This window comes from Acaryochloris sp. IP29b_bin.148 (assembly GCF_028285565.1).
Taxonomy (GTDB): Bacteria; Cyanobacteriota; Cyanobacteriia; order Thermosynechococcales; family Thermosynechococcaceae; genus Acaryochloris.
In genome coordinates this window covers 53,669-74,880 of the sequence record NZ_JANQOY010000012.1, presented here as the reverse complement: position 1 = coordinate 74,880, position 21,212 = coordinate 53,669, and the positions used below count along the sequence as shown (strand labels likewise).

Here is a 21,212-nt window from a genome sequence, read left to right as displayed (position 1 = left end):
TTCAAATACTTTGCCGATGCGCCGCCCCAACTCTTTTGCCAAGCTGAGGCCAAATCCCATGACCTTTAACTTACCGCCTCAGCTCAAAGATGTCGTGGCTAAGCAGCCTTATCCCCTGCTGTTTGCAACCATCAGTGGTGCCCACTTGTATGGGTTTCCCTCTGCGGATTCAGACTATGACTTGCGAGGCGTTCATATCCTGCCCCTCAAGGAAGTGATTGGTCTGCGGACGGGATCCGAAACTCGGGAATTTTCAGCCGATCAGGAAGGCATAGAGCTGGATCTAGTGACCCATGATGTCAAAAAATTTATGGGGTTACTGCTGAAGCGTAATGGCTATGTGCTAGAGCAACTCTACTCACCGCTGATTGTAGCGACGTCTCCTGAGCATGATGCATTGAAAGCGATCGCAACCCGATGCATCACCCGGCATCATAGCCATCACTACTTGGGATTTGCCCAGACCCAATGGCGGCTCTTCAGCAAAGAATCTCCGGCTCGGGTCAAGCCACTGCTTTATGTCTTTCGAGTCTTACTCACGGGAATTCACCTGATGCAGACGGGCGAAATTGAAGCCAATCTCAGACATTTGAACGAGAAATTTCAGTTGACCTATATCCCTGATTTAATCGCCCAAAAATCATCCGGCCCAGAACAGGCCGTGATTCAAGAGAGAGATCAGACCTTCTACCACCAAGAATACAGCCGTCTTTTGCAGTGCTTAGAAACCGCCAGCCAATCGAGCACGCTTCCTGACCGTCCCTCTGCTGCTCCTGATCTTCAACAGCTGTTGATCCAAACCCGTCTAGCCGCGACTTGATCGCTTGAAAGCAGCCAACAAGCCCAGTTGTCCCGTGAATCCATAGACAGCGAGGAAACCTCAATATGCACCGGCCCACGATTTTCCAAGAAGACAATCTTGATAAGCTTGTTGCCTTTATGCAAGCTCACAGCTTTGCAACGCTGGTGTCTACCGTGGAGGGAGTTCCCTTTGCTACCCATATTCCCCTGGTGGTCACAGAGTCAGACGGGGTGGTGACCCTAGTGGGGCATTTGGCTAAAGGGAATCCCCACTGGCAAGCCTTTGATATCGCTGAATCCCTGGCAATTTTTACGGGAGCCCATGCTTACATCTCTCCCACCTTGTATGAGAAATATGAGAGTGTGCCCACATGGAATTACATTGCGGTCCATGCTTACGGCACTCCTAAGATCATCACCTTCAAGGACGCCCCTGAGCAGATGGACCAGATGATTGACGAAATGGTAGATACCTACGAAGCCAGCTATAAATCTCAGTGGCACAGCTTATCTGGGGCATTTCGCACCGGCATGATGAAAGGCATCGTCGGCTTTAAGATGGCAGTGACTCGCCTAGAAGGCAAGTATAAGCTCAGCCAAAACCGGAGCTTAATTGAGCAGCACACCATCTCAGATGCACTGCTCCAAAGTGCTGATCCCAGTGCTCAAGGTGTGGGGCAGGAAATGCAGCAGAATCTTGAGTAAGCGCCATCACTCAAAGCTGCCTCTCGGAGTGGGCACATCACTCCAACGACAATGGATGGCATTGGAGCGATGGCGGGATTTAGGTGATTACCGTGGGCTGGTCACGGCCAGTCAAAGCGCGAATTTGAGCCACTTCATCTGCCAAGGTGATCAACGCAGCCAGAGCATCTTGCGGATCGAGGCCCTGCTTACTGACATCGGGTTCATAGCTTTCTAAATACACCCGCAACGTGGCTCCTTGGGTACCCGTCCCGGACAGTCGAAAGACAATACGAGAGCCATCTGTGAAGCCAATGCGGACCCCCTGCTTTTGGCTAACACTGCCATCCACCGGATCGGTGTAGCTAAAGTCATCCGCATAGTCCACGGTATATTGCCCCAGCTTTTGGCCCTTAAGCGTTGCGAGCTTACCCCGCAAATTCGCCATTAGGGTATTGGCTTTTTCCGAATCAACGGCTTCATAGTCATGGCGCGAGTAGTAATTACGGCCATATTCTTGCCAATGCTCTTTAACGATGTCTTCCACCGACTGCTGGCGCACAGCCAGAATATTCAGCCAGAACAACACCGCCCAGAGGCCATCTTTTTCTCGCACATGGTTCGAGCCAGTGCCAAAGCTCTCTTCACCACAGAGGGTGGCTTTGTCGGCATCTAAGAGATTGCCGAAGAACTTCCAGCCCGTGGGAGTTTCATAGCAGTCAAAGCCTAACTTTTTCGCCACGCGGTCCACCGCCTGGCTGGTGGGCATCGACCGGGCCACACCCGCTAAACCCTTCTGATACCCTGGCACGAGCTTCGCGTTAGCGGTCAAAATCGCCAGACTATCGCTGGGGGTCACAAAGAAGCGTTGTCCCAGAATCATGTTGCGATCGCCATCGCCATCCGAAGCTGCGCCAAAATTAGGTGCATTCTCCCCAAACAGTTGTTCCACCAATTCATGGGCATAGACCAAATTCGGATCGGGGTGACCACCGCCAAAATCTTCCAGAGGTTTACCATTCATCACACTATCTGCGCCTGCTCCTAGGCGATCGGCAAACAGGGCATGAGCATAGGGTCCAGTGACCGCATGCATAGAATCGACGATCAGACTAAATCCACCTGAAGTCAGGAGTTGACGGATGCGATCGAAATCAAATAACGACTCCATCAACTGGGCATAATCTTGAACAGCGTCAATCACCTCAACCGTCATCTCTCCCAGTTGAGAGGTTCCCAATTGATCGAGGTTGACATCCTCCGCCTCAGTGATCCGGTAGACATCAATTTCCTTACTGCGGGCATAAATGGCTTCGGTGACCTTCTCAGGCGCAGGACCACCATTACCGATGTTGTATTTAATGCCAAAATCACCGTCTGGGCCACCCGGATTATGGCTGGCGGATAAGACAATGCCCCCATAGGCCTTATTCTTACGAATCACACAGGAAACAGCAGGGGTCGACAGAATGCCGTTTTGGCCCACCAGCACCTTGCCAAAGCCGTTGGCTGCTGCCATTTTCAAAATCACTTGAATCGCATGGCGGTTATAGAAACGGCCGTCACCCCCCACCACCAAGGTCTGACCTTGGTAGTTCTCAAGGCTGTCGAAAATGGATTGGATAAAGTTCTCTAAGTAATGGAACTGTTGAAAAACCGTGACTTGTTTACGCAGTCCTGACGTTCCTGGTTTTTGGTCCGAAAACGGTTGGGTATAGACGGTATTGATACTCATGAATATTGGCACGAATGAGAGTTAATGAAATCTAGATAGCCACTGGATACAAGGGTAACCGTTGATTAGGATACCTTGGACTAGGTCAGTTTGACCCTTGGACTAGGCCAGTTTGACCTGATTGACGCAAGGACGTCCTGCCGCAAACTCTGCAATATTGTTCAAGGTAGTGTTGGCGATATTTTCTAGAGCATTACGCGTAAAGAAGGCTTGATGGGCTGTGATTAAAACGTTGGGAAAAGATTGTAGAAGCTGAAAGTGATCGTCCTGAATCACTGTGTCGGACAGATCCTCAAAAAATAGATTTTCCTCTTGCTCATACACATCAATGCCTAAATAGCCTACTTGCCCAGACTTAATTGCGTCGATCACAGCAGGCGTATCAATCAGTCCACCCCGGCTGGTGTTAATCAACATGGTCCCAGGCTGAAAAACCGCTAACGTCTCGGCATTGATAATGTGATGGGTTTCTGGCATCAGTGGGCAGTGCAAAGAAATAATTTTGGATTGAGCAATCAGATCCGCCAAGGCCACATAAGTTACCCCTAACTCCATACAGGCTGTATTCGGATAGGGATCGTAAGCCAACAATTGACACCCAAAGCCTTTCATAATTTGGGCAAAACATTGACCAATCTTGCCCGTCCCCACAATCCCTACCGGACAGTTATGCAGATCAAATCCCAGCAGTCCTTCCAAGGAAAAATTATCATCCCGCACCCGGTTATAGGCTCGATATAACTTACGATTGAGCATCAAAATCATGCCCACGGTATGCTCAGCCACGGAATAAGGCGAATAGGCAGGCACCCGCACAACGGTCAGACCAAGTTCTGCTGCTTTTGCTAAGTCGACATTATTGAATCCTGCCGATCGGAGTGCCACTAATTGTGTCCCCTGAGCTGCCAGAATTTCCAGAGCTTCTGCATCCAATCGATCGTTAATAAAGACACAAACCACCGGAAAGTCCTTTGCTAAAGACGCGGTGGTAGCTGTTAGGCGGGGCTCGAAGAAGGTCAGTTCATAATGGTGATCGGTATTGGCGGCATCCAGGAACTGTTGGTCATAGGTCTTGCTACTAAAAATGGCAACTTTCATTCGGGTCCCTCCCCGGGTAATGACGTGGATTGATGGTTGTGGTGCTTATGTGTAACTTAGCAACAGAAAAGCGCTAACAGGGTTAAGGCATTCATGTGCAACGACAAGGCATTGCGCCGTACACTGTGACGTATGACTTCTTCCGCACCTTCCCCACCCTCTTCTGGACAGCGAACTCCACAGGGCGATTGGCGACTGATCTTGAGGGTTGTTCCCTACGCCAAACAATATCGACGAGAACTCTTGACCGTGTTTAGTTTGTTAGTTCCGCTGTCGGTTGCAGGGGCCTTGCAACCGATTTTAGTGGGACAAGCGATTTCCGCTATTCGCAGTGAATCTCGCCTCTATGATGCTGTGGCTTGGGTGTTTAAGGGGTTGGACAATCTTCCCTGGCCCAATACCGTTAAGGGGTGGATTGCAGGATTTTCAACACTGATACAAGGCTTAACGCTGCCTGAAACCATCAACCTGTTAACGGTATTGCTATTACTAACGGTCGTGATCCGGTTTGGCTTGCAGTCCATTCAGGGATTTCTAGTACAGAAAATTGGTCAAGAGATTACGGCCGATATCCGCAACGATTTGTTCGCCCATGTATTGTCCCTCGCTGCTCGATTCTTTGATCGCACCCCCGTAGGACAACTGATTACCCGGCTCACCAGTGATGTGGAAGCCTTAGGAGATGTCTTTTCCACTGGAGCAGTGGGCATTGTCAGTGATTTATTTTCGATCTTGGTGATTGTCCTCTTTATGTTTTTGCAACAGTGGCAACTGGCGCTGATGCTATTGCTCTTGTTGCTGCCCATTTCAGGCTTAATCATTTTCTTTCAGTACCGCTACCGACGAGCTAACTATAAAGCCCGAGAGGAATTGTCAGCCCTCAATTCCAACTTACAAGAGAACATCATGGGTATTGGTATTGTCCAATTGTTTCGGCGAGAGTCTTACAATGCCGATTTGTTTCGCCAGATTAATCGACGATATGTAACGGCCATTGACCATACGATTTTTTATGATTCAGCAGTTTCTTCCACCTTGGAATGGATTGCCTTTATTGCAGTGGCGGGCGTGCTTTGGGTCGGTGGCATCCAGGTGATTGGTGAGGCGCTGACCCTCGGCACGCTGTCTACCTTTATTCTTTATTCTCAGCGGTTGTTTTTCCCACTGCAGCAGCTGGCTGAAAAGTTTACGGCCATTCAGGCCGGTTTTACGGCTGTGGAGCGGATCAATGATCTAATGAACCAGCCTGTGGAAATTCGTGATCCTGAACACCCGAGTTCCTTGCCAATCCACTCTGACCATAAACCGCTAGGGGAAGTTCGGTTTGCGGATGTCTCCTTTGCCTATAAAGAGAAGGATTGGGTGCTCAAAAATTTAGAGTTTTGTATTCACCCAGGTGAGAAAGTGGCCATTGTGGGACCCACCGGGGCTGGCAAAAGCTCGATTATTCGGTTGTTATGTCGTTTGTACGAAGCCTCAGAAGGCCAAATTCTTGTGGATGGTGTAGATGTCCGGGATTTGCCTCAGGCGGAGTTGCGACGTCATGTAGGAGTCATCCTCCAAGATGGCTTCTTGTTTGCAGGAGATGTGCAAAGCAACATCTCCCTAGGGGAAGAATATTCGCTAGAGGCCGTGAAGGCCGCTGCGGAGCAGATGAATGTGGCGCAATTTATTGAAGCTCTACCCGAGGGATATGGAACGATTCTGCGAGAGCGAGGCACAAATTTATCGGGTGGGCAAAAGCAGCTTTTGGCCTTTGCTAGAGCGGCCATTCGCAACCCCAGAATTCTAGTTCTAGACGAGGCAACAGCCAGTTTAGATGTGGGTACAGAAGCCGTTATTCAAGAGGCATTGGACCGCCTCTTAGTGGGGCGGACTGCTATTATCATTGCCCACCGACTCTCCACCATTCGGAATGTGGATCGCATTTTAGTCCTCAAACGAGGACATCTGGCTGAGTCAGGTAGCCATGACCAGCTGATGGCCCAGAATGGACTTTATGCCAGCTTGTATCGTTTGCAGTTGCTGGGTCAGCAAGTGTAGGTAGCCATTACAGCTTCCACGGCAGCCTGGGTAATTGGGGGGTTTGCAGAGGAAAGTAAGACGGAGGGAAATACAGCATTACCCCAAGTCGGATGTTCAATAATCCAGCATCCCCCAGTTTCGATTAGAGGATAGCCTAAACTGGCTTGGACAATCGCCACATCATCTAACCGGAGTGACCCCGGCTGGGACAGAATTGGGTAGCCCGTGCGGGGATCGAAAATCTCTGCCTGATACCCCTTATGCTGCAAGGACAAAACAATGTGTCTGCCAAATTGCACAGATTGTGCCCGTAACTGCTGTTTATGAAATTCTGTTTCTGTCGTTTTCTTTGCTAAGAGAACCGGGCAGTGTTGCAAGACGATGATGACAGACAAAACAGGCACTAGCCAGTCAGGGAGCAACTGGCAAACATTCGTGCTAATAAAATCGCTAGGAATGTGGACAGAATATTCGATGCCCATAGGAAAAAATGTGTGCATCATTTTTATTAGCATACTTCTAAAACTAACGTATTGGCGGCAAGGCTTTTATCCGTACGATTAATTCTAGAAATTGGCAGCTCTGCGAACTCATTCTTATCCACTAGATTGCCCTTTTAGATTGTCTTAAACAGATAACACAGAAGGGTCCAGGCAAAGATTTTATTTTCCAGGATTTACACAGTTCAAGAAAATGCTTCAGGCTGACTTCTCCCTAGGTGACGGTGGCGATAGGTGAGCGATTGAACCGAGGACAAAGCACAAATTCCCCACTGTCATCCCACACTGGATGGAGTTGAGAGAACCTATTAAGACTGCTCATTTTAGGGAGGGTTTGCTATCTTTGAAATAGTCAAAGGTCAACTAAAAACTCGTTTTTCTAAGCAAGGGGGATTCGTAGCATCGCTACGATAAAAGCTTGAGTCACTCCAACCCACCCACGGACAATGTCACCGCAGCTCTCCAACAAGATGTGAATCGCAGGTTAGTGGGTGAACGGTGGCGCATTGCTCAAGGATCGATCGTTGTCACCCTTGCGATCGCAGCAGCCATCTGGTCTCAGGTAGAATTTCCCCGGATTATGGCCTGGATCATTGGTTATGCCCTGTGGGTGGGCATTTCTTTCATCGCCTTTTCCGGTCGATTTTTGTTTCACTGGCGCGATCGCTATCAGACGCCCATTATCATTAACCTGATTAATGCCGGACGAGGCATTTGGATTTGTAGTAGTGCCTTCGTTAATTGGCAGGCTTTTGCGAATGGCGGACAGTTTTTTTGGACCTTAACGACCCTGTGGTCAATCACGATGGCCGGTGGCATGATTTTTATGACGGTTGCCAACGATTACTTTGTACATGGCATCCTGATCAGCGCCATTCTGTTCACAGCAGCCATCCACCAATGGCCGGTGTGTCTCTCGACCATGATGTTTTTGCTGATGGCGATGAAAGCCTTGAGAGAAGCCAGACAAACCCGCATGAACGAGGTGCAGTTGCGTGAAAAGCTGACTTACCAGGCTCGCATCGATAGTCTGACGGGGTTATTAAACCGGGTCGGTTTGCGAGAACAGTTTGATCGGCTCCCCCCAGGCCCCTTAGGGGCCTTGTTTGTGGATCTAGATCGATTCAAAGCCGTCAATGACCGTCTCGGCCACGCTGCAGGGGATGAATTACTGGGACAAGTCTCGCAACGGTTGAGCCAAATGTTCCAGACCCGCCCCCATATTTTGGCCCGGTTGGGAGGCGATGAGTTTTATATCGTGCTATCGGCGTGCCCCCTGCGAGATTTACTTGCGATCGCAGATCGCATCCTGCAGATCCTTGAACAGCCTTTTAAATTGGCAGCGGGGCAAGCCTATATTTCGGCCAGTATTGGCACGGCCAGCACCGAGGAGAATCGCATAGACCTAGAACAATTGATCCGTGAGTCCGATGAGGCGATGTACCGCGCCAAACAGGCTGGACGACGGCGCGTGGTCTACTATGATGAATCCCTACGTCAGGATGCACTGCAACGCTTGGACCTAGAAGGTCACCTCCGACAGGCAGTCGCAGAAGCACAAATTATCGCTTGGGGACAACCTATTATTGACTATCAGCAGTCCAGAATTGCCAATGTTGAACTCTTAGCGCGGTGGCAACTGAATCAGCAGCCCATTTCGCCCGAATTGTTTATCGGTGTAGCCGCTAATATTGGTCTCACTCAAGAGATTGCCAAAATCATGGTTAATCAAGCTCGGGATTGCTTACAGCAGTGGCAAGGACTACCGAGTCTCCAGGACACTTGCGTCACCATCAATATCGAATCGCAAGACTTGGTGGATGGGCTTATTGTCGATTACCTAGAAAACTTGGTGTTTGAGGCCCAAATCGATCCAGCTAAGCTGATTCTGGAAATTACGGAACGAGGCTTAATTGAAGCTGAATCCAAGGCCAGATTCCAAATTGATCGATTGCATCACTTAGGCGTTCGCGTTGCCATTGATGACTTTGGAGCCGGGTATTCTTCCTTGAAATCGGTGATGATGCTCCCCGTCGACCTGCTTAAGTTTGATCGGTCTCTGGTTGCCGCTGCGACTCAAGATCAACGGATGAAAAACGTGCTGGGCGCAATGGTGGAAATGGCGGATAGTTTTAAAATTGTGGTCATAGGGGAGGGGATTGAAACCGTTGAAGACATTGATGTGATGCAACACCTCAATATTCAGCTATTGCAAGGCTACTACTGCGCTAAACCCATGCCCTTAAAGAATTTTCCTCATTTTGCCCGCGATTACTCCCCTCATCCTTCATAGATCGCAACCCGCAGCGGTTGCCTCACCTTCCGAACCACGGTCAGTGAAGCCGCAATAGACGGGTTGCAACCCGAGTAAGCTGCAACTTAGCAGCTACTTATGAACAGCCCAAGGAGTCACGGGTATTCACTGCAGTCACTGGATTGACGCCACTGGCATTTTCACATAATGCCTTTACCTGATCCTTATCGATCACCGCAAAACTAAAGTCGGCATTGGTGACCGTTGCTCCCTGCAAGCTGGACTGCAACAGCATTGCCTCCGTAAAGATAGCACCACTCAGATCTGCACCCGAAAAGCTACTTAAATAAGCCATGCCACCCGTCATATCAGCGTTTTGCAAGTTGGCTCCACTTAAATCAACCCCATTGAAAACCACAGCAGTAAGGTCAGCCCCACTAAAATTGGCTCCGGCTAATTTATTATTACTAAACTCCGCTTCCCGCAGATCCTGACCTGAAAAATCTTGGGTGGCAATTTCCGCATCATCAATCGCGCGAGTTGCGGCAGAACTGGCAGCGTGAGCGGGCAAGGGCAGACACAACACGAGAGCTAAGAGGGTACTAAAAACGGCAGTGCAAATCCGAAGCATATAAACTCATCACAACATCGATAGAAGGACCGGAGCCATATAGACTCCTTTGACAAAACTTAATACAAATCGGTCCTTTTGGCACGCTGAAATATCGAGTTTCGGAAGAGACATTACAAACTGAGCCATTGCTCCCAGCAGCAAAGACAGAACGATACAGCGTTAAGTCGGGTGAAATTAGAGGGTCTTTCGACGCTAGTGGTTCCAATGGTTTCAATTGACGAGACTTTGCCCCGCCCGTTTAGTTATCCCACCCCCAGCCAACACCATGCCCAGATCAGGGAGGGAGGTAAATTGGCTAAAATCTGGAAGACAAGGCCGACAACGGCCAGCCGTAAACCTTCACCCCATCTTGACCCAATTGACAACATCCAACGACACTCTCCCTTCCTCTCCTGATTTGCGCAATGTTCTGACCACAGGCGTTCGTAAAACCACCCTAGAGAACGGTCTAACCATTCTGCTGAAAGCGGTGCATACGGCTCCTGTCGTCAGTGTGCAAGTGTGGTACCGCGTCGGGTCACGAAATGAAGTCCCAGGTTTGAATGGCATTACTCACCAACTTGAGCATTTGATGTTTAAGGGGACCCAATCCCGCCCGGTTCAGTTTGGCAAGCTCTTTAGTGCCTTGGGCAGTGCCTCCAATGCCTTTACGAGCTACGATATGACGGCCTACTACAACACCGTCGGCAGCGATAAGTTAGAAACCCTGCTGATCCTAGAAGCGGATCGGATGCAGAACGTATTGCTAACGGCAGATCAGTTGGCCAGCGAAAAACGGGTGGTGATTTCAGAATTGCAGGGCTATGAGAATAGCCCAGACTATCGCCTGAGTAAAGGGGTGATGCAGCAGGCCTTTCCCCACTCGAATTATGGGCTACCCGTGGGCGGGACCAAGGCTGATGTTGAACAGTTTACGCTGGCGCAGGTTCAGAACTATTACCAGACCTATTACCAGCCAAGTAATGCCACCTTAGTGATTACAGGTGATTTTGAACCCGCTCTGGTTTTGGAGCAAATTCAAACCTACTTCGGTCCGATTCCGAGCACGCCCGTGGCCACGGAGGCTAATCCCTATACTGTGACAGCCCCAACCTCTTCTGCTCCCCTGACCTTAAAAGAGCCTGGCAGTGCCGCCCTCTTTGATGCAGTGTATCCCCTGCCCGATGCCCAGCACCCTGATATCCCAGCACTGGAAATTCTAGATTCCATTTTATCGGCAGGACGTAACTCTCGCTTTTATCCCGCTTTAATCGAGTCTGGGTTGGCGACCCATGCGACTGCATACGTTGCGGCGCTGATGGATTCAGGCTGGTACAACATTTCCGTGACTGCAGCAGCTCCACTACCTGAGGTTGAACAGGTCGTAGAAGCTACCTTAGAACAACTCCGCAGCCAACCGATCGCAGCGGAAGAGCTGGAGCGGGCTAAAACCCAACTGAAAGCAGGCTTTATTCTCAGTAATCGGGAGATTGAGAACCAGGCCAGCCAGCTAGCCTATAACCAGATTGTCACGGGCGATCATTGCTTTAGCGATCGCTATCTGGCAGGTATTGAAGCTGTAACGCCGGAAGATGTGTTGCGGGTCGCTCAGACCTACCTGACACCGACTCAGCGAACCCTTGGTTTTTTTGAACCGACTCAGTTTGAGGGGCAACCCATCGGCGGGATTCCAGCCACCCAGACCACAGAAGACTTTACGCCCAGTGAGCCGGTCGATCCAGCCCAGGTGGCACGATATTTACCCGATCTGCCCCATGTAGAAGGCTCAGACACCCAAACCCTGCCTGAACGATTCCAGTTAGATAACGGCCTCACGGTATTGTTGCTGACCGATCACAGCACCCCCACCGTCACCCTGAGTGGGCTCCTGCGAGCGGGGAACGAGTGGGATTATCTGACCCTTGCGGGGGTCGCCAGCTTAACCGCAGACAACCTCATGAGTGGCACCACCCGTCAGGACGATCTGGCCCTGGCCAAAGCCCTAGAAGATCGCGGTGCTAGTTTAGATTTTCTGTCGCTGCGGGAAGGCGTCGATATTTCCGGCTATGCCCTATCGCCTGACCTACCCGTGATGCTGGAGACCCTGGCGGATGTCCTCCAACAGGCCACCTTTCCCCAACATCTGCTGGATTTATCCCGCCAGCGGATGCTCACCCATCTCCAGCTAGAGCTGGACGATCCGGGGTCCTTGGCCCGGCGGATGTTTCAGCAAAAAATTTATACCCAAAACCATCCTTTTCATGGGTTCCCAACGGCCAATAGTCTCAAGAATATTAGTCGCGAAGGCATCTTGCGGTTCTATCAACAGCACTATTGCCCAGCCAATCTCATTCTGACCTTAGTGGGGGATTTTGAAGTAGCGGCGGTGCGATCGCAGCTCGAACAAACCCTAGGAAAATGGCATAATCCCGAATCTCCCGCTGCTTTAAACTTCCCAGACCCCCAATTACCCAATACCATTCAGCGGTTCCAGGCACCGTTGCCGGGGAAAGCGCAAGTGGTGACCTATATGGGCTATCCCGGTATTGAGCGCCATCATCCCCTCTACTATGCCGCCATGTTGTTGAATCAGATTATCGGCGGCGACACCCTCTCCAGCCGCTTGGGGACAGAAATTCGCGATCGCCAAGGACTCACCTATGGCATTTATAGCTATTTTGCCGCAGGTCTCCATGCGGGGCCGTTTGCGATTCAAATGCAAACCTCCCCGGAGGATACCCAACAAGCTATTTCCAGCACGATTGCGTTGCTTAAACAGGTAAAAACAGAGGGAATTACAACATCGGAGTTACAAACGGCTCAACGGTCTATTCTTAATAGCTATCCCGTTGATTTGGCCGACCCCGATACCCTCGCCCAGCGATTACTGATGAATGAAGTGCTGGGATTGCCAATCGCTGAAATTCGTCAGCTTCCCCAACGTATTGCTGCCATCACTATGGCTGACATCGATCAGGCGATTCAATCGTTGATCCACCCTGATCGCTTAGTGATTGTGTCCGCTGGCCCGGTGGAGTAGGTCTCGGACCTCTTTTGTGAATTCTAACAAGCAGATGCGGTTTGCCAAGACTGTTGATCCGAGGGGCTGTATTGTTGCGCTGTTAGTATCGTGCGGCCTTGGGTGTCCTGGGTCCAGCCTTTGGCTTCAACGATCTCAGTGTCAGTCTCCTCCATTGTCCTTGAAGGCAGCGGTTCTGCATCACTAAGCGCTTGGGGGTCTGGCAATCGAGTGGCGCGCAAATCCTGCCAAAGGGCTAAGGATGAGAGATCCTCATTCGGCATCGTTGGCAAACCGCCTCGACCTGAATGTTTAAAGCTACTCCGATTGGCAAACCGGTTGGCTTGACATCCTCGGGATACGGCCTGGGGCGGTTCCACAGCCTCAGGCTGTTCAGACAAGTTGCGGCTGGGGTCCGCTTCGGGGGTATTGAGCGTAACCACACCATTTAATTGGGGATTATTTTGTGAAATCGCTGTAATGTCATTGAGAGGGGTGTTGCGATCTCGCACCGCAATCCCAAATAGTCCCTGCGTCGTAATGTTAATTTGTCCCCCTGGCCCATTCAGCGCATTGGCCGTGATATTACTATCTCCCTCTAGCGGCAACGCCACGATCAAATCAGCATTAATCCTGATATTGCCGCCTGCTTCTGTCCCCAGAGCATTGGTCGTAATATTGCTGCCATTGCTTAGGAGTAACCGTTGAGTCTCGATATTGATATTCCCCGCAGGGCTAGCAACCGCATTGCTGCTAATCCGCCCCTGGTTCTCTAGAATGACGGAATTGGCCTTTAAGCTAAAGGAACCCGTCTGGCCTTGGGCAATGCTACTCAGCTCAACTGATGCGCCATCTTGCAGCTTAAAGGTGCCCGTTTCGATCTGGATATCACCGGAATTACCTGGACCAAAGGTGCCCGAGTCAATCTGGCTCTCGATCTGCCCCGATCGACTTACCCCTGAAATCTCCACAGATTCAGTGGTATTGATCTTAATCGTGCCCCCTTGCCCCGCCCCAAAGGTACTGGCAGAGATTAAGCCCCCCTCTCGCAGAATCAGCTTGTTGGCCTGGAGAACCGTATTCAGGGCATTATTGTTACTAATCGAAGCCGTCACCAAGTTACTGGTAGAGTCTCCACTCTGGGTCGATCCGACAATTTCGACCGTTCCCGTTGCCTTAACGGTAATCGATCCCCCTGGACCCACATTGGAACCGGCCGCCAGACTCGCCCCGTTCCGAAGCGTTAAATCACGCGTTTGAATGGTGATATCACCACTGGCGCCGCTATTGGGAATAAACGCACTACGAGCATTAATTTGGCTGACGCTCGTTTGGTCGATCAGAAAATTGCGCGTCACAGGCTCAGTAAACGGAATTGCGCTGGGAGCAAAGTCCAAGAGGATCGTTTCCCCGACTACCTCAATCGATTGAGTCGCATCAATCGACAGATCGCCACCGTCACCTAAGCCATCCGTCGCGGCAGTAATATCAGCACCATCCGTCACCCGCAAGGTCCCCGTACGCACCCTAATATCACTGGCCTGCCCCATTCCTCTCGTTGTTGAAACGATCCTTGTTTTCTGGGGGAGCACAAAGCCCTGTCGAGCAAAAAAGGGATCGATGGGACCACTCGTAACGCGATTGCCCAATAGGTCGAGAGAGTCGGTTGCCTTGACCGTAATGGCCCCCCCATCTATATCCCCAAAGGTAATAGACTGGAGTCTGCTCCCCTCCGCTAGGGTGACGCGCCTGCCTTGAACATCAATATCGCCGCCGCCGATACCGCTCGTATCCACCACAGCCAAATTATCGATGCGAATATCACCAAACTGTTGAGCCGTATCATAGGTGATCTGGCTACGAGTCCCTGAGAGATCGAACTGAACCTGCTGATTGGCGCCCACCGCGCCCAGCTCAATACGACCGCCGGGGGCCGTCAGGTTACCCTCCACGTTGACCTGTCCACCCAGTAGGCTTAAGGTTTGACCGGGTTGCACAACGAGGCCAGGTTGCGATCGCACACTAATATTGCCGGGTTGCGCATCAAAGGCCAGTCCCACGGGTCTGCGAACAGATAACAAAGGAGCAGCTTGGGGGTCTGGCGTGGCACTAAAAACCGTGCCATCCGGGAATAAAAAGCGATTCGCCGTCGTCGCTAAAAACGAGCCACCCAGGTTGAGTTGGGCATTAGGGCCGAATAAGATGCCACTGGGATTGATTAAGAACAAATTGGCCGTGCCATTGGCTTGAATCACCCCATCTAAAGTCGACTGCTGCCCCCCTGTTACCCGTGCCAAGATATTGGTAATATCTGGGGCTTGGTCAAAGTTAGCCGTTGCACCTGTCGGCAGATCAAATTGTTGAAAACTATGAAACAGATTAGACCCGGCCTGCGTTCCACCTAGTATGCGAGTGGTGGTTCCCTCTGGACGGGCAATCGAATTATTCGGCAAAGTCGCATCTGGACGGATTTGAGCCGACGCTGAAGTCAACGGCAGTAATCCTCCCAAGATGCAGGCAGACGCGAATAATGTTTTTTGAGACGTTCGAACAATCAATCTAACCAAAGCAGTTGTCGGTAACAATGGGACTTTTCAATAAAGTTGCTTTTTAGCTTATCAAACTATAAGTAAAAGCATGAGGTACCCACTGTTTTAAACATTTCTCCTGGCTGGAATATTAAACTCAATCCCAATCCATGCTGACCTGGGTTAGACTCGGTCAGCAAGCGAATCCGCAATTGCATCCGGTAATTCTGCGCGGTTGAACAGGAAGTTAATCATAGCTTGCGCACTATCCAAAAGCTCAGGTGTCTCGTCAATTTTGTCCTGCAACTCTGATGCAAGAACCTTGATAAACGTCTTTGACGGCTGGTCTGGCGCTGTAAATTTACTCACAAACAGTTGACCTAACAGTAATACGGCATTATTCACCCCTTCCAGGGTTTGTAAAAGGGTCGCAACGGATGCCGAAGAAGCTTTTAATGTTGGGTCTTGTACGACTTGCGAATTCGATTTTCTTTGTTGATATACAGCAACGCCAGTATTGGCAATCTCAGTATGTTGCTCCGAGGGCAGGGTTTCGAGAATTCGATACTGGATATCTCTGAACCGTGAATGGTGTTCATCCCACATCAGATCAGAATCGCCATACCCGCAGGCTGACGCATACCCATCAATAGCATGGTGGATGTTTTGCAATGCGATCGCTGACAGCGAGGCGTCAAAAATCCTAATTCTGAACCGTTGCTTAGCAATCGCATCAAAACTGTCGTGAATCACCTGGGGAAAAACGTCTTCCTCAAAAAGCTTGTGCACTCGCTTCCTAAACTCTGGCGGTTCCACCTGGTCTAGGACGGCTTTGTAGTCTTCCTGAACGTCATAATCCACGCGGGAAGGAGGCGGTTCCAGTTTGGTTAACCAGGCGGTATGCAGCGTCGGTCCAACATTGAGCTCAGGATGCTGAAGACGATACAACGGCCCTTGACTCAGCTGGGCAGCATCAAAAATCCACAGCTCACTCACCTTGTGTGGCGCTGGGCGATTGGTTTCAAAGTGGTCCGTGGCAACCACCACACAAACCAGGTAGCCCTCTGTCGCGGACGGATCGCTCGCGTCCTGAGGAATAAATTGAGGCGAACTAGAATAATAGCCTGGCGGAAACGCATAGAAGTCTTCTAGCTCGATCTTGCCTGGATCACCAGTATTCTGGCTGACCCGTAGCAAGTTGGCAGGGCGACCGTCCTTGGCGATCTGGTTAATTTGCTGATCCATCACTTGTGGATCAATCTGATGTTTATAGAGATCCAGGTGATTGATCGTATGGTGATACGGCCAAGCCCCCCCACAATTCCAGTACACATCCGTTACCTGGTGTGAGGTTTGCTCATTGAAGGCAAAAAACGCCAAGAGTTGAAATTTATCATCTTCAATTAACGGCACTTGTTGCTGCCGTCCTGTTTTCATATCTAAGGTCCACAGGCCCAGATGATTCGGAGCCAGACTATTGGCTAGCGCCCCCGCTCGCGCCTGCAAGATGTCATTCATCTCCTCAGAGCAGGGTTGAGCGGAGTTGGTATCTGGAGAGTAGTTACAAACCGCCTGATCAATTTGATTAACGAATTCCGCGGGATCTGACCCTTGAATATGGCCGACATGCAACACAACTTGGTGGTCTGGATTGTCATAGCTCGCCAAGAAGTGGGCGGTTTCAGGTCTTAACCTAAAGTGCTTGGCCTTGACTTTAGGGGGATGAGAGCCTAACGTTCGGGCATAAGGATCTGCTTGATGAGCGACCTCTAAGGCCGCACGGGGAACCACATAGATGTCAGTGTAGGGCGATTGAGCATAGTTTAAGAATGAGAACAGAAACTGCAACTGTTTTCTCACTGTCTCCTTAGCGGTCTTTTTCCCCTCAGGCATGTCTTGTCCCTCAGGAACTTTCTCTTCAAAGTTAGGCAAGGGCGTGGCTGGGCGAGCGGTGGGTATAGGTAATCGCTCAGTCAACCTGGTAGCCAACTTCCTCACACTCACCGCACGATTGACAACCTCACGTAAATTTTGGGCGAGATCCTGAGGATTAAGCAGACTGGGTAAGACATCTGCAACCACAAACTTAAAACTAGAGTCGGAGATAATGATGTAATCCTTGGTGAGGGCCATTTGGTGGGCCGATTGCAAGATGGGGATGGGCCACCCCCGTTCATCCACGATTTCCCATTTATCTGAGGCTTGAATTTCGGTCTGCTGTCCTCGCCAGCGGTAGAGAAATAACCCATCTTTCCCGCCGATACCAAACGCACTCAAAATAGAAATAAAACAGTGCGCGATCCACAACACCAACCTTAAGAGACCTGCCAATAAACGGTCTAGAAGAGAGGGGTGAGGATCGGTTTGCTTTGCCTTTGCCAGTAGGTCCGCCCAGGTGGATACATCAGCGCGTTCTGCCTCGTGTTCTGCCTGCAGTAAGTCCAGAAACTGCAAAAACCCCTGAATAAAATAGGGAATAAGTCGTGGAATCTGGAGCATACTCTTCAAGGATTTCGTCCCATTCACCAGATAGACTGCATCCTCATGCTGATCATAAACAGGATGAGCCGTGGCCAGAATCATCGGAAACACTTGGGACAAGATCGGGAAGCCATCGGGCAGACTGGTCATATCAAAAACGGGTTTCCAGTCTTTATTCAAACCAACTGGCGCTAGTAATCCCAAAGAACACGGATCAATTTCATAGGGACGACCCGCATCCCAAGTTGCGAGCAGACGCTCACTCTCTCCTTGTTTAGGCTTTAAAGGGAGCCAAGCCGTGTTGAGATAATTGCGGCCCCCCAACTTCAAAGATAAACGGGTGAGGGCAGCATCTTTAAACATCACTTGCGTATAGTCCGGCCAGGCTTGATATTTGAGCTTTGTTTCTAGTGCTTCATCAGCATAATAATCAGGGGTTTTAACCAATCGGGTTGCTAAATGTGCCCACCCGGGTCTGTGGAGCGGGAGATAAGCGTTTTGACCAGAAACCGCACCTGTATGCTTGGCATGGCGGAGAGAGGTGTGAAAATCTAGACGGTACATCATGCCATCGCCGGAGTAAATATGCTGCCAGCCCTCTTGGTTGGGGTAATAAATTTTCTCAGACTTGTTGACCGGATGAGAGTCAAAAGAAGCAGCAGTACCGATGATAAAAACATGGCCTTTTAATGCCGGGGGCAGCGGTCCTTGATCCTCTGATTCCTGGGGGGAATGTCGCTGCCAATACTTAGGATCGAGGAAAGCAGAACTACTGGGATCAACGTTATCTGCTTGCAGCGCATCATTCTTTCTGGAAAAGATATTAAGACCCAGCGGTTGCTGATAATGTTCTTGGCGGCTAACCGATAAGAGGGCTCTAGGGAAATAAGGCCCTGCTGTGGTTTCGGTCGAAGCTAAAGGTTCACTCACACTAACGTCCCCTTGCACTGATGGGATGAATACTGCCGTTGAATGATTTAGGCAGGTACACTTTTCTATCGATACTTTGAGTTAGTTTTTCTAGTCTGAAATCAAAGCACTCAATGTTGTTTATGCTAATTTTTGACTGAATTAGAGTGAGTGGATGACCCTATTTTTTTTAACTTTGCGACAAAAATATGGGTTGGTTGAGCCAGCCATTCTTAATCCAAACTAATATGGGACCCCCAGGCATCTTGAGGCAGAAAGGTGCGATCGCACGCAATAGACGCTACCGGCTCCGTTAAGGTAAAGGTCCCCAACTCAATCCACTGCTTCAGTTCCAGCGCTACCTGCCGAGCCAGGGCCATACTGGCTAAGGGGGCAGACCGAACTTTAGTATTCTCTACCTTAATTTTTCCAGACTTCAGTTGGGCATAGCTGACTAAGCCAAAGGTAGGGCGTACGCGACGGGGAATTGAAAAATCAATAATGGGGGCCACTAAGTCCTCATCCGTGACTGCACAGCAGCGGACGACTTCTTCATCAATCACAGGTAAAGGAATGCCGACCCCCAGCATCAAGGAGGGGCCATACTGCTTGAAATAGCAGCCCCGCACCCATCGCGGCTCCATCTGCTTGGCATCTCCAATCAGTGCCAGGGTCGCCGCTGGGCCAATGGGAGTCTCGTTGGGCAACCGCTTTTGGAGTGGAAAATGCTGGGTGCCTTCCCAAGTGACATAGCCCACTCCCCCACCTAAAAAAATGCGAGTGCCTACGCCAATCAGCCGTAATTTGGGGTCATTGAGAAGGGGCGATAAGGCCCCCGGATTGGAGTAGATGGCATTCCCCAGGCGGGGTTGCAACGGCCCTAAATAGGTATACAGCAGATGATCACCGCCATTCACCCCCACAATAAAGTTTTGGTAAAGATTGCGGGGATTAAACAGATAAAACTGATTGATAGTCTCCTTGGTAATCATCGTGTCCAAGGTGGCCCGAGGATAGCAATCAGTCATTTGCCCCAACGCCCGTAGATGCACCGCTTTCCCAGCAATCAAATCCTCAATCACATGGCCGCCCCCTTGCATTTGGATATCTTCCGTTTCAAATAGCTCGGAGGGCTGCTTGCGATCCGGGGCTTGGGAAGCCCCTAAGTAAAGATCAACGGCCCCAAATCCTGAGTAGGCAGCCACTCCATCCAACCAGCATTGGCGAATTTTGATCGGTGGATCCGTATGTCCCAAGTTAAGAATGGCCCCAGAGGATTCCATCGGTTCAAAAGTACCCGTGGTAATCACATCAACAGCTTTGGCAGCTTTGGCAATCCCTATATCGGCCACTTTGGCTTTTAGTTCTTCTACCGTCCAAACCACGGCTTTGCCCGCCTCGATTTTGTCGTTAATCTCAGCAATCGTGCGCATAGGGGAGAGGGGAAGTCACGGACGGTTACAGCCTATCACTGCGGCTGAAGATTGGAGACTCACGCTAGGCTAAAGGCAGGCGGCGTTTCAAGAGGTTTTAACGATGGCTCAGATACAGAAAAGGCGATCGCAAAACGTTACGGGTGATGTGTACGTTGATAGTACTTGCATTGACTGTGATACCTGCCGATGGATGGCCCCCAATATTTTTCATCGGGATGGTAGTCAGTCCGCAGTCTTTGCCCAGCCCACGCACGAGAAAGCGCGATTGCATGCCTTACAAGCGTTACTCGCTTGCCCCACAGCTTCAATTGGCACTGTAGATAGACCCACGGAGATTCGACAGGTCCACCAAAGCCTACCCATTTTAATTGCCGAGAATGTCTATCACTGTGGCTACCATTCTGAAAAATCCTTTGGCGCTACCAGCTATTTTATTCAACGGGATCAGGGCAATGTTCTAGTGGATTCACCTCGATTTTCACCGCCCTTGGTGAAACAGCTAGAAGCGATGGGAGGTATCAAGTATATGTATCTCACCCATCGGGATGATGTGGCCGACCATGCCCAGTTCCAATCCCATTTTGGCTGTACGCGGATCTTGCACCAAGACGACATATCCACCGGAACCCAAGATGTGGAATTACAGATTGAAGGAACTGAACCTTATCCTTTGGCTCCAGACCTGCTAATTATTCCCGTACCGGGTCATAGCAAAGGCCATACGGTATTACTGCATAAAAACTTTCTATTTACAGGAGACCATTTGGCTTGGTCGGCAGGGGCTAAGCGCCTAGTGGGTTTTCGGCGCTATTGTTGGCACTCCTGGGATGAACAAATTCAATCGATGCGCAAACTCCTCAATTACAACTTTGAATGGATTTTGCCGGGGCATGGACGTCGATATCATGCCAGTTTGGATGAAATGCCTCAGCGGCTTCAGGATTGTATTGCCGAAATGCAAGCAGCTGCGTAAGCCATGGCCCTCACCCCCAGCCCCTCTCCCAGATTTGGGAGAGGGGAGCAAGAAATCACAAACATGCTGCATTGCTCCCCCTCGCCCAAGGTTGGGAGAGGGGGCCGGGGGGTGAGGGCCAAAATATCCTGCACCACTCATCACCCTTGACTTGAT

General features: G+C 50.3%; 13 protein-coding genes. 6 read left to right on the top strand and 7 right to left on the bottom strand.

Annotation, left to right across the window (positions count from 1 at the left end; genetic code table 11):
• The first annotated feature begins 58 nt into the window (after nt 1-58).
• Complete coding sequence (locus Q0986_RS01340) at nt 59-820, top strand: nucleotidyltransferase domain-containing protein (RefSeq protein ID WP_366918487.1); 762 nt, start codon at nt 59-61, stop codon at nt 818-820.
• A gap of 65 nt (nt 821-885) precedes the next feature.
• Nucleotides 886-1,506, top strand: a complete 621-nt coding sequence (locus Q0986_RS01335) for an FMN-binding negative transcriptional regulator (RefSeq protein WP_299402575.1) — start codon at nt 886-888, stop codon at nt 1,504-1,506.
• Nucleotides 1,507-1,585: 79 nt separating this feature from the next.
• On the opposite strand, the gene Q0986_RS01330 is transcribed toward Q0986_RS01335, so the two are convergent.
• The gene (locus Q0986_RS01330; RefSeq protein WP_299402572.1) at nt 1,586-3,220 is read right to left on the bottom strand and encodes an alpha-D-glucose phosphate-specific phosphoglucomutase; all 1,635 of its coding nucleotides are present in this window, start codon (nt 3,218-3,220) and stop codon (nt 1,586-1,588) included.
• A gap of 102 nt (nt 3,221-3,322) precedes the next feature.
• Entirely contained in the window at nt 3,323-4,318 is a 996-nt protein-coding gene (locus Q0986_RS01325) for a 2-hydroxyacid dehydrogenase (RefSeq protein WP_299402570.1), read from the bottom strand.
• 132 nt (nt 4,319-4,450) lie between these two features.
• Here Q0986_RS01325 and Q0986_RS01320 point away from each other — a divergent pair, with 132 nt between their 5' ends.
• On the top strand, nt 4,451-6,361 hold the full coding sequence (locus tag Q0986_RS01320) for an ABC transporter ATP-binding protein (RefSeq protein WP_299402567.1): 1,911 nt from the start codon (nt 4,451-4,453) through the stop codon (nt 6,359-6,361).
• Here Q0986_RS01320 and Q0986_RS01315 read toward each other — a convergent pair.
• A complete protein-coding gene (locus Q0986_RS01315; protein WP_299402564.1) occupies nt 6,349-6,846 on the bottom strand; it encodes a methylmalonic aciduria and homocystinuria type D protein in 498 nt (165 codons plus the stop codon). The genes Q0986_RS01320 and Q0986_RS01315 overlap by 13 nt on opposite strands.
• A gap of 415 nt (nt 6,847-7,261) precedes the next feature.
• Here Q0986_RS01315 and Q0986_RS01310 point away from each other — a divergent pair, with 415 nt between their 5' ends.
• Nucleotides 7,262-9,136, top strand: coding sequence for an EAL domain-containing protein (locus tag Q0986_RS01310; protein ID WP_299402562.1), 1,875 nt, complete (start codon nt 7,262-7,264; stop codon nt 9,134-9,136).
• Between the two features lie 97 nt (nt 9,137-9,233).
• Here Q0986_RS01310 and Q0986_RS01305 read toward each other — a convergent pair whose 3' ends face one another.
• Entirely contained in the window at nt 9,234-9,728 is a 495-nt protein-coding gene (locus Q0986_RS01305; protein WP_299402560.1) for a pentapeptide repeat-containing protein, read from the bottom strand.
• A gap of 352 nt (nt 9,729-10,080) precedes the next feature.
• Between Q0986_RS01305 and Q0986_RS01300 the strand changes: the two genes are divergently transcribed.
• Nucleotides 10,081-12,750, top strand: coding sequence for a pitrilysin family protein (locus Q0986_RS01300; RefSeq protein ID WP_299402558.1), 2,670 nt, complete (start codon nt 10,081-10,083; stop codon nt 12,748-12,750).
• A gap of 23 nt (nt 12,751-12,773) precedes the next feature.
• Here Q0986_RS01300 and Q0986_RS01295 read toward each other — a convergent pair whose 3' ends face one another.
• The 3 genes from Q0986_RS01295 to Q0986_RS01285 form a co-directional block, all read right to left on the bottom strand.
• Entirely contained in the window at nt 12,774-15,221 is a 2,448-nt protein-coding gene (locus Q0986_RS01295) for a filamentous hemagglutinin N-terminal domain-containing protein (protein ID WP_299402555.1), read from the bottom strand.
• A gap of 219 nt (nt 15,222-15,440) precedes the next feature.
• The gene (locus Q0986_RS01290) at nt 15,441-18,668 is read right to left on the bottom strand and encodes a carotenoid oxygenase family protein (protein WP_299402554.1); all 3,228 of its coding nucleotides are present in this window, start codon (nt 18,666-18,668) and stop codon (nt 15,441-15,443) included.
• 212 nt (nt 18,669-18,880) lie between these two features.
• A complete protein-coding gene (locus tag Q0986_RS01285) occupies nt 18,881-20,080 on the bottom strand; it encodes a homocysteine biosynthesis protein (RefSeq protein WP_299402552.1) in 1,200 nt (399 codons plus the stop codon).
• Nucleotides 20,081-20,183: 103 nt separating this feature from the next.
• Between Q0986_RS01285 and Q0986_RS01280 the strand changes: the two genes are divergently transcribed.
• Nucleotides 20,184-21,056: an MBL fold metallo-hydrolase gene (locus Q0986_RS01280; RefSeq protein ID WP_299402549.1), complete on the top strand. Its 873-nt coding sequence runs from the start codon at nt 20,184-20,186 to the stop codon at nt 21,054-21,056.
• Nucleotides 21,057-21,212: the final 156 nt, after the last annotated feature.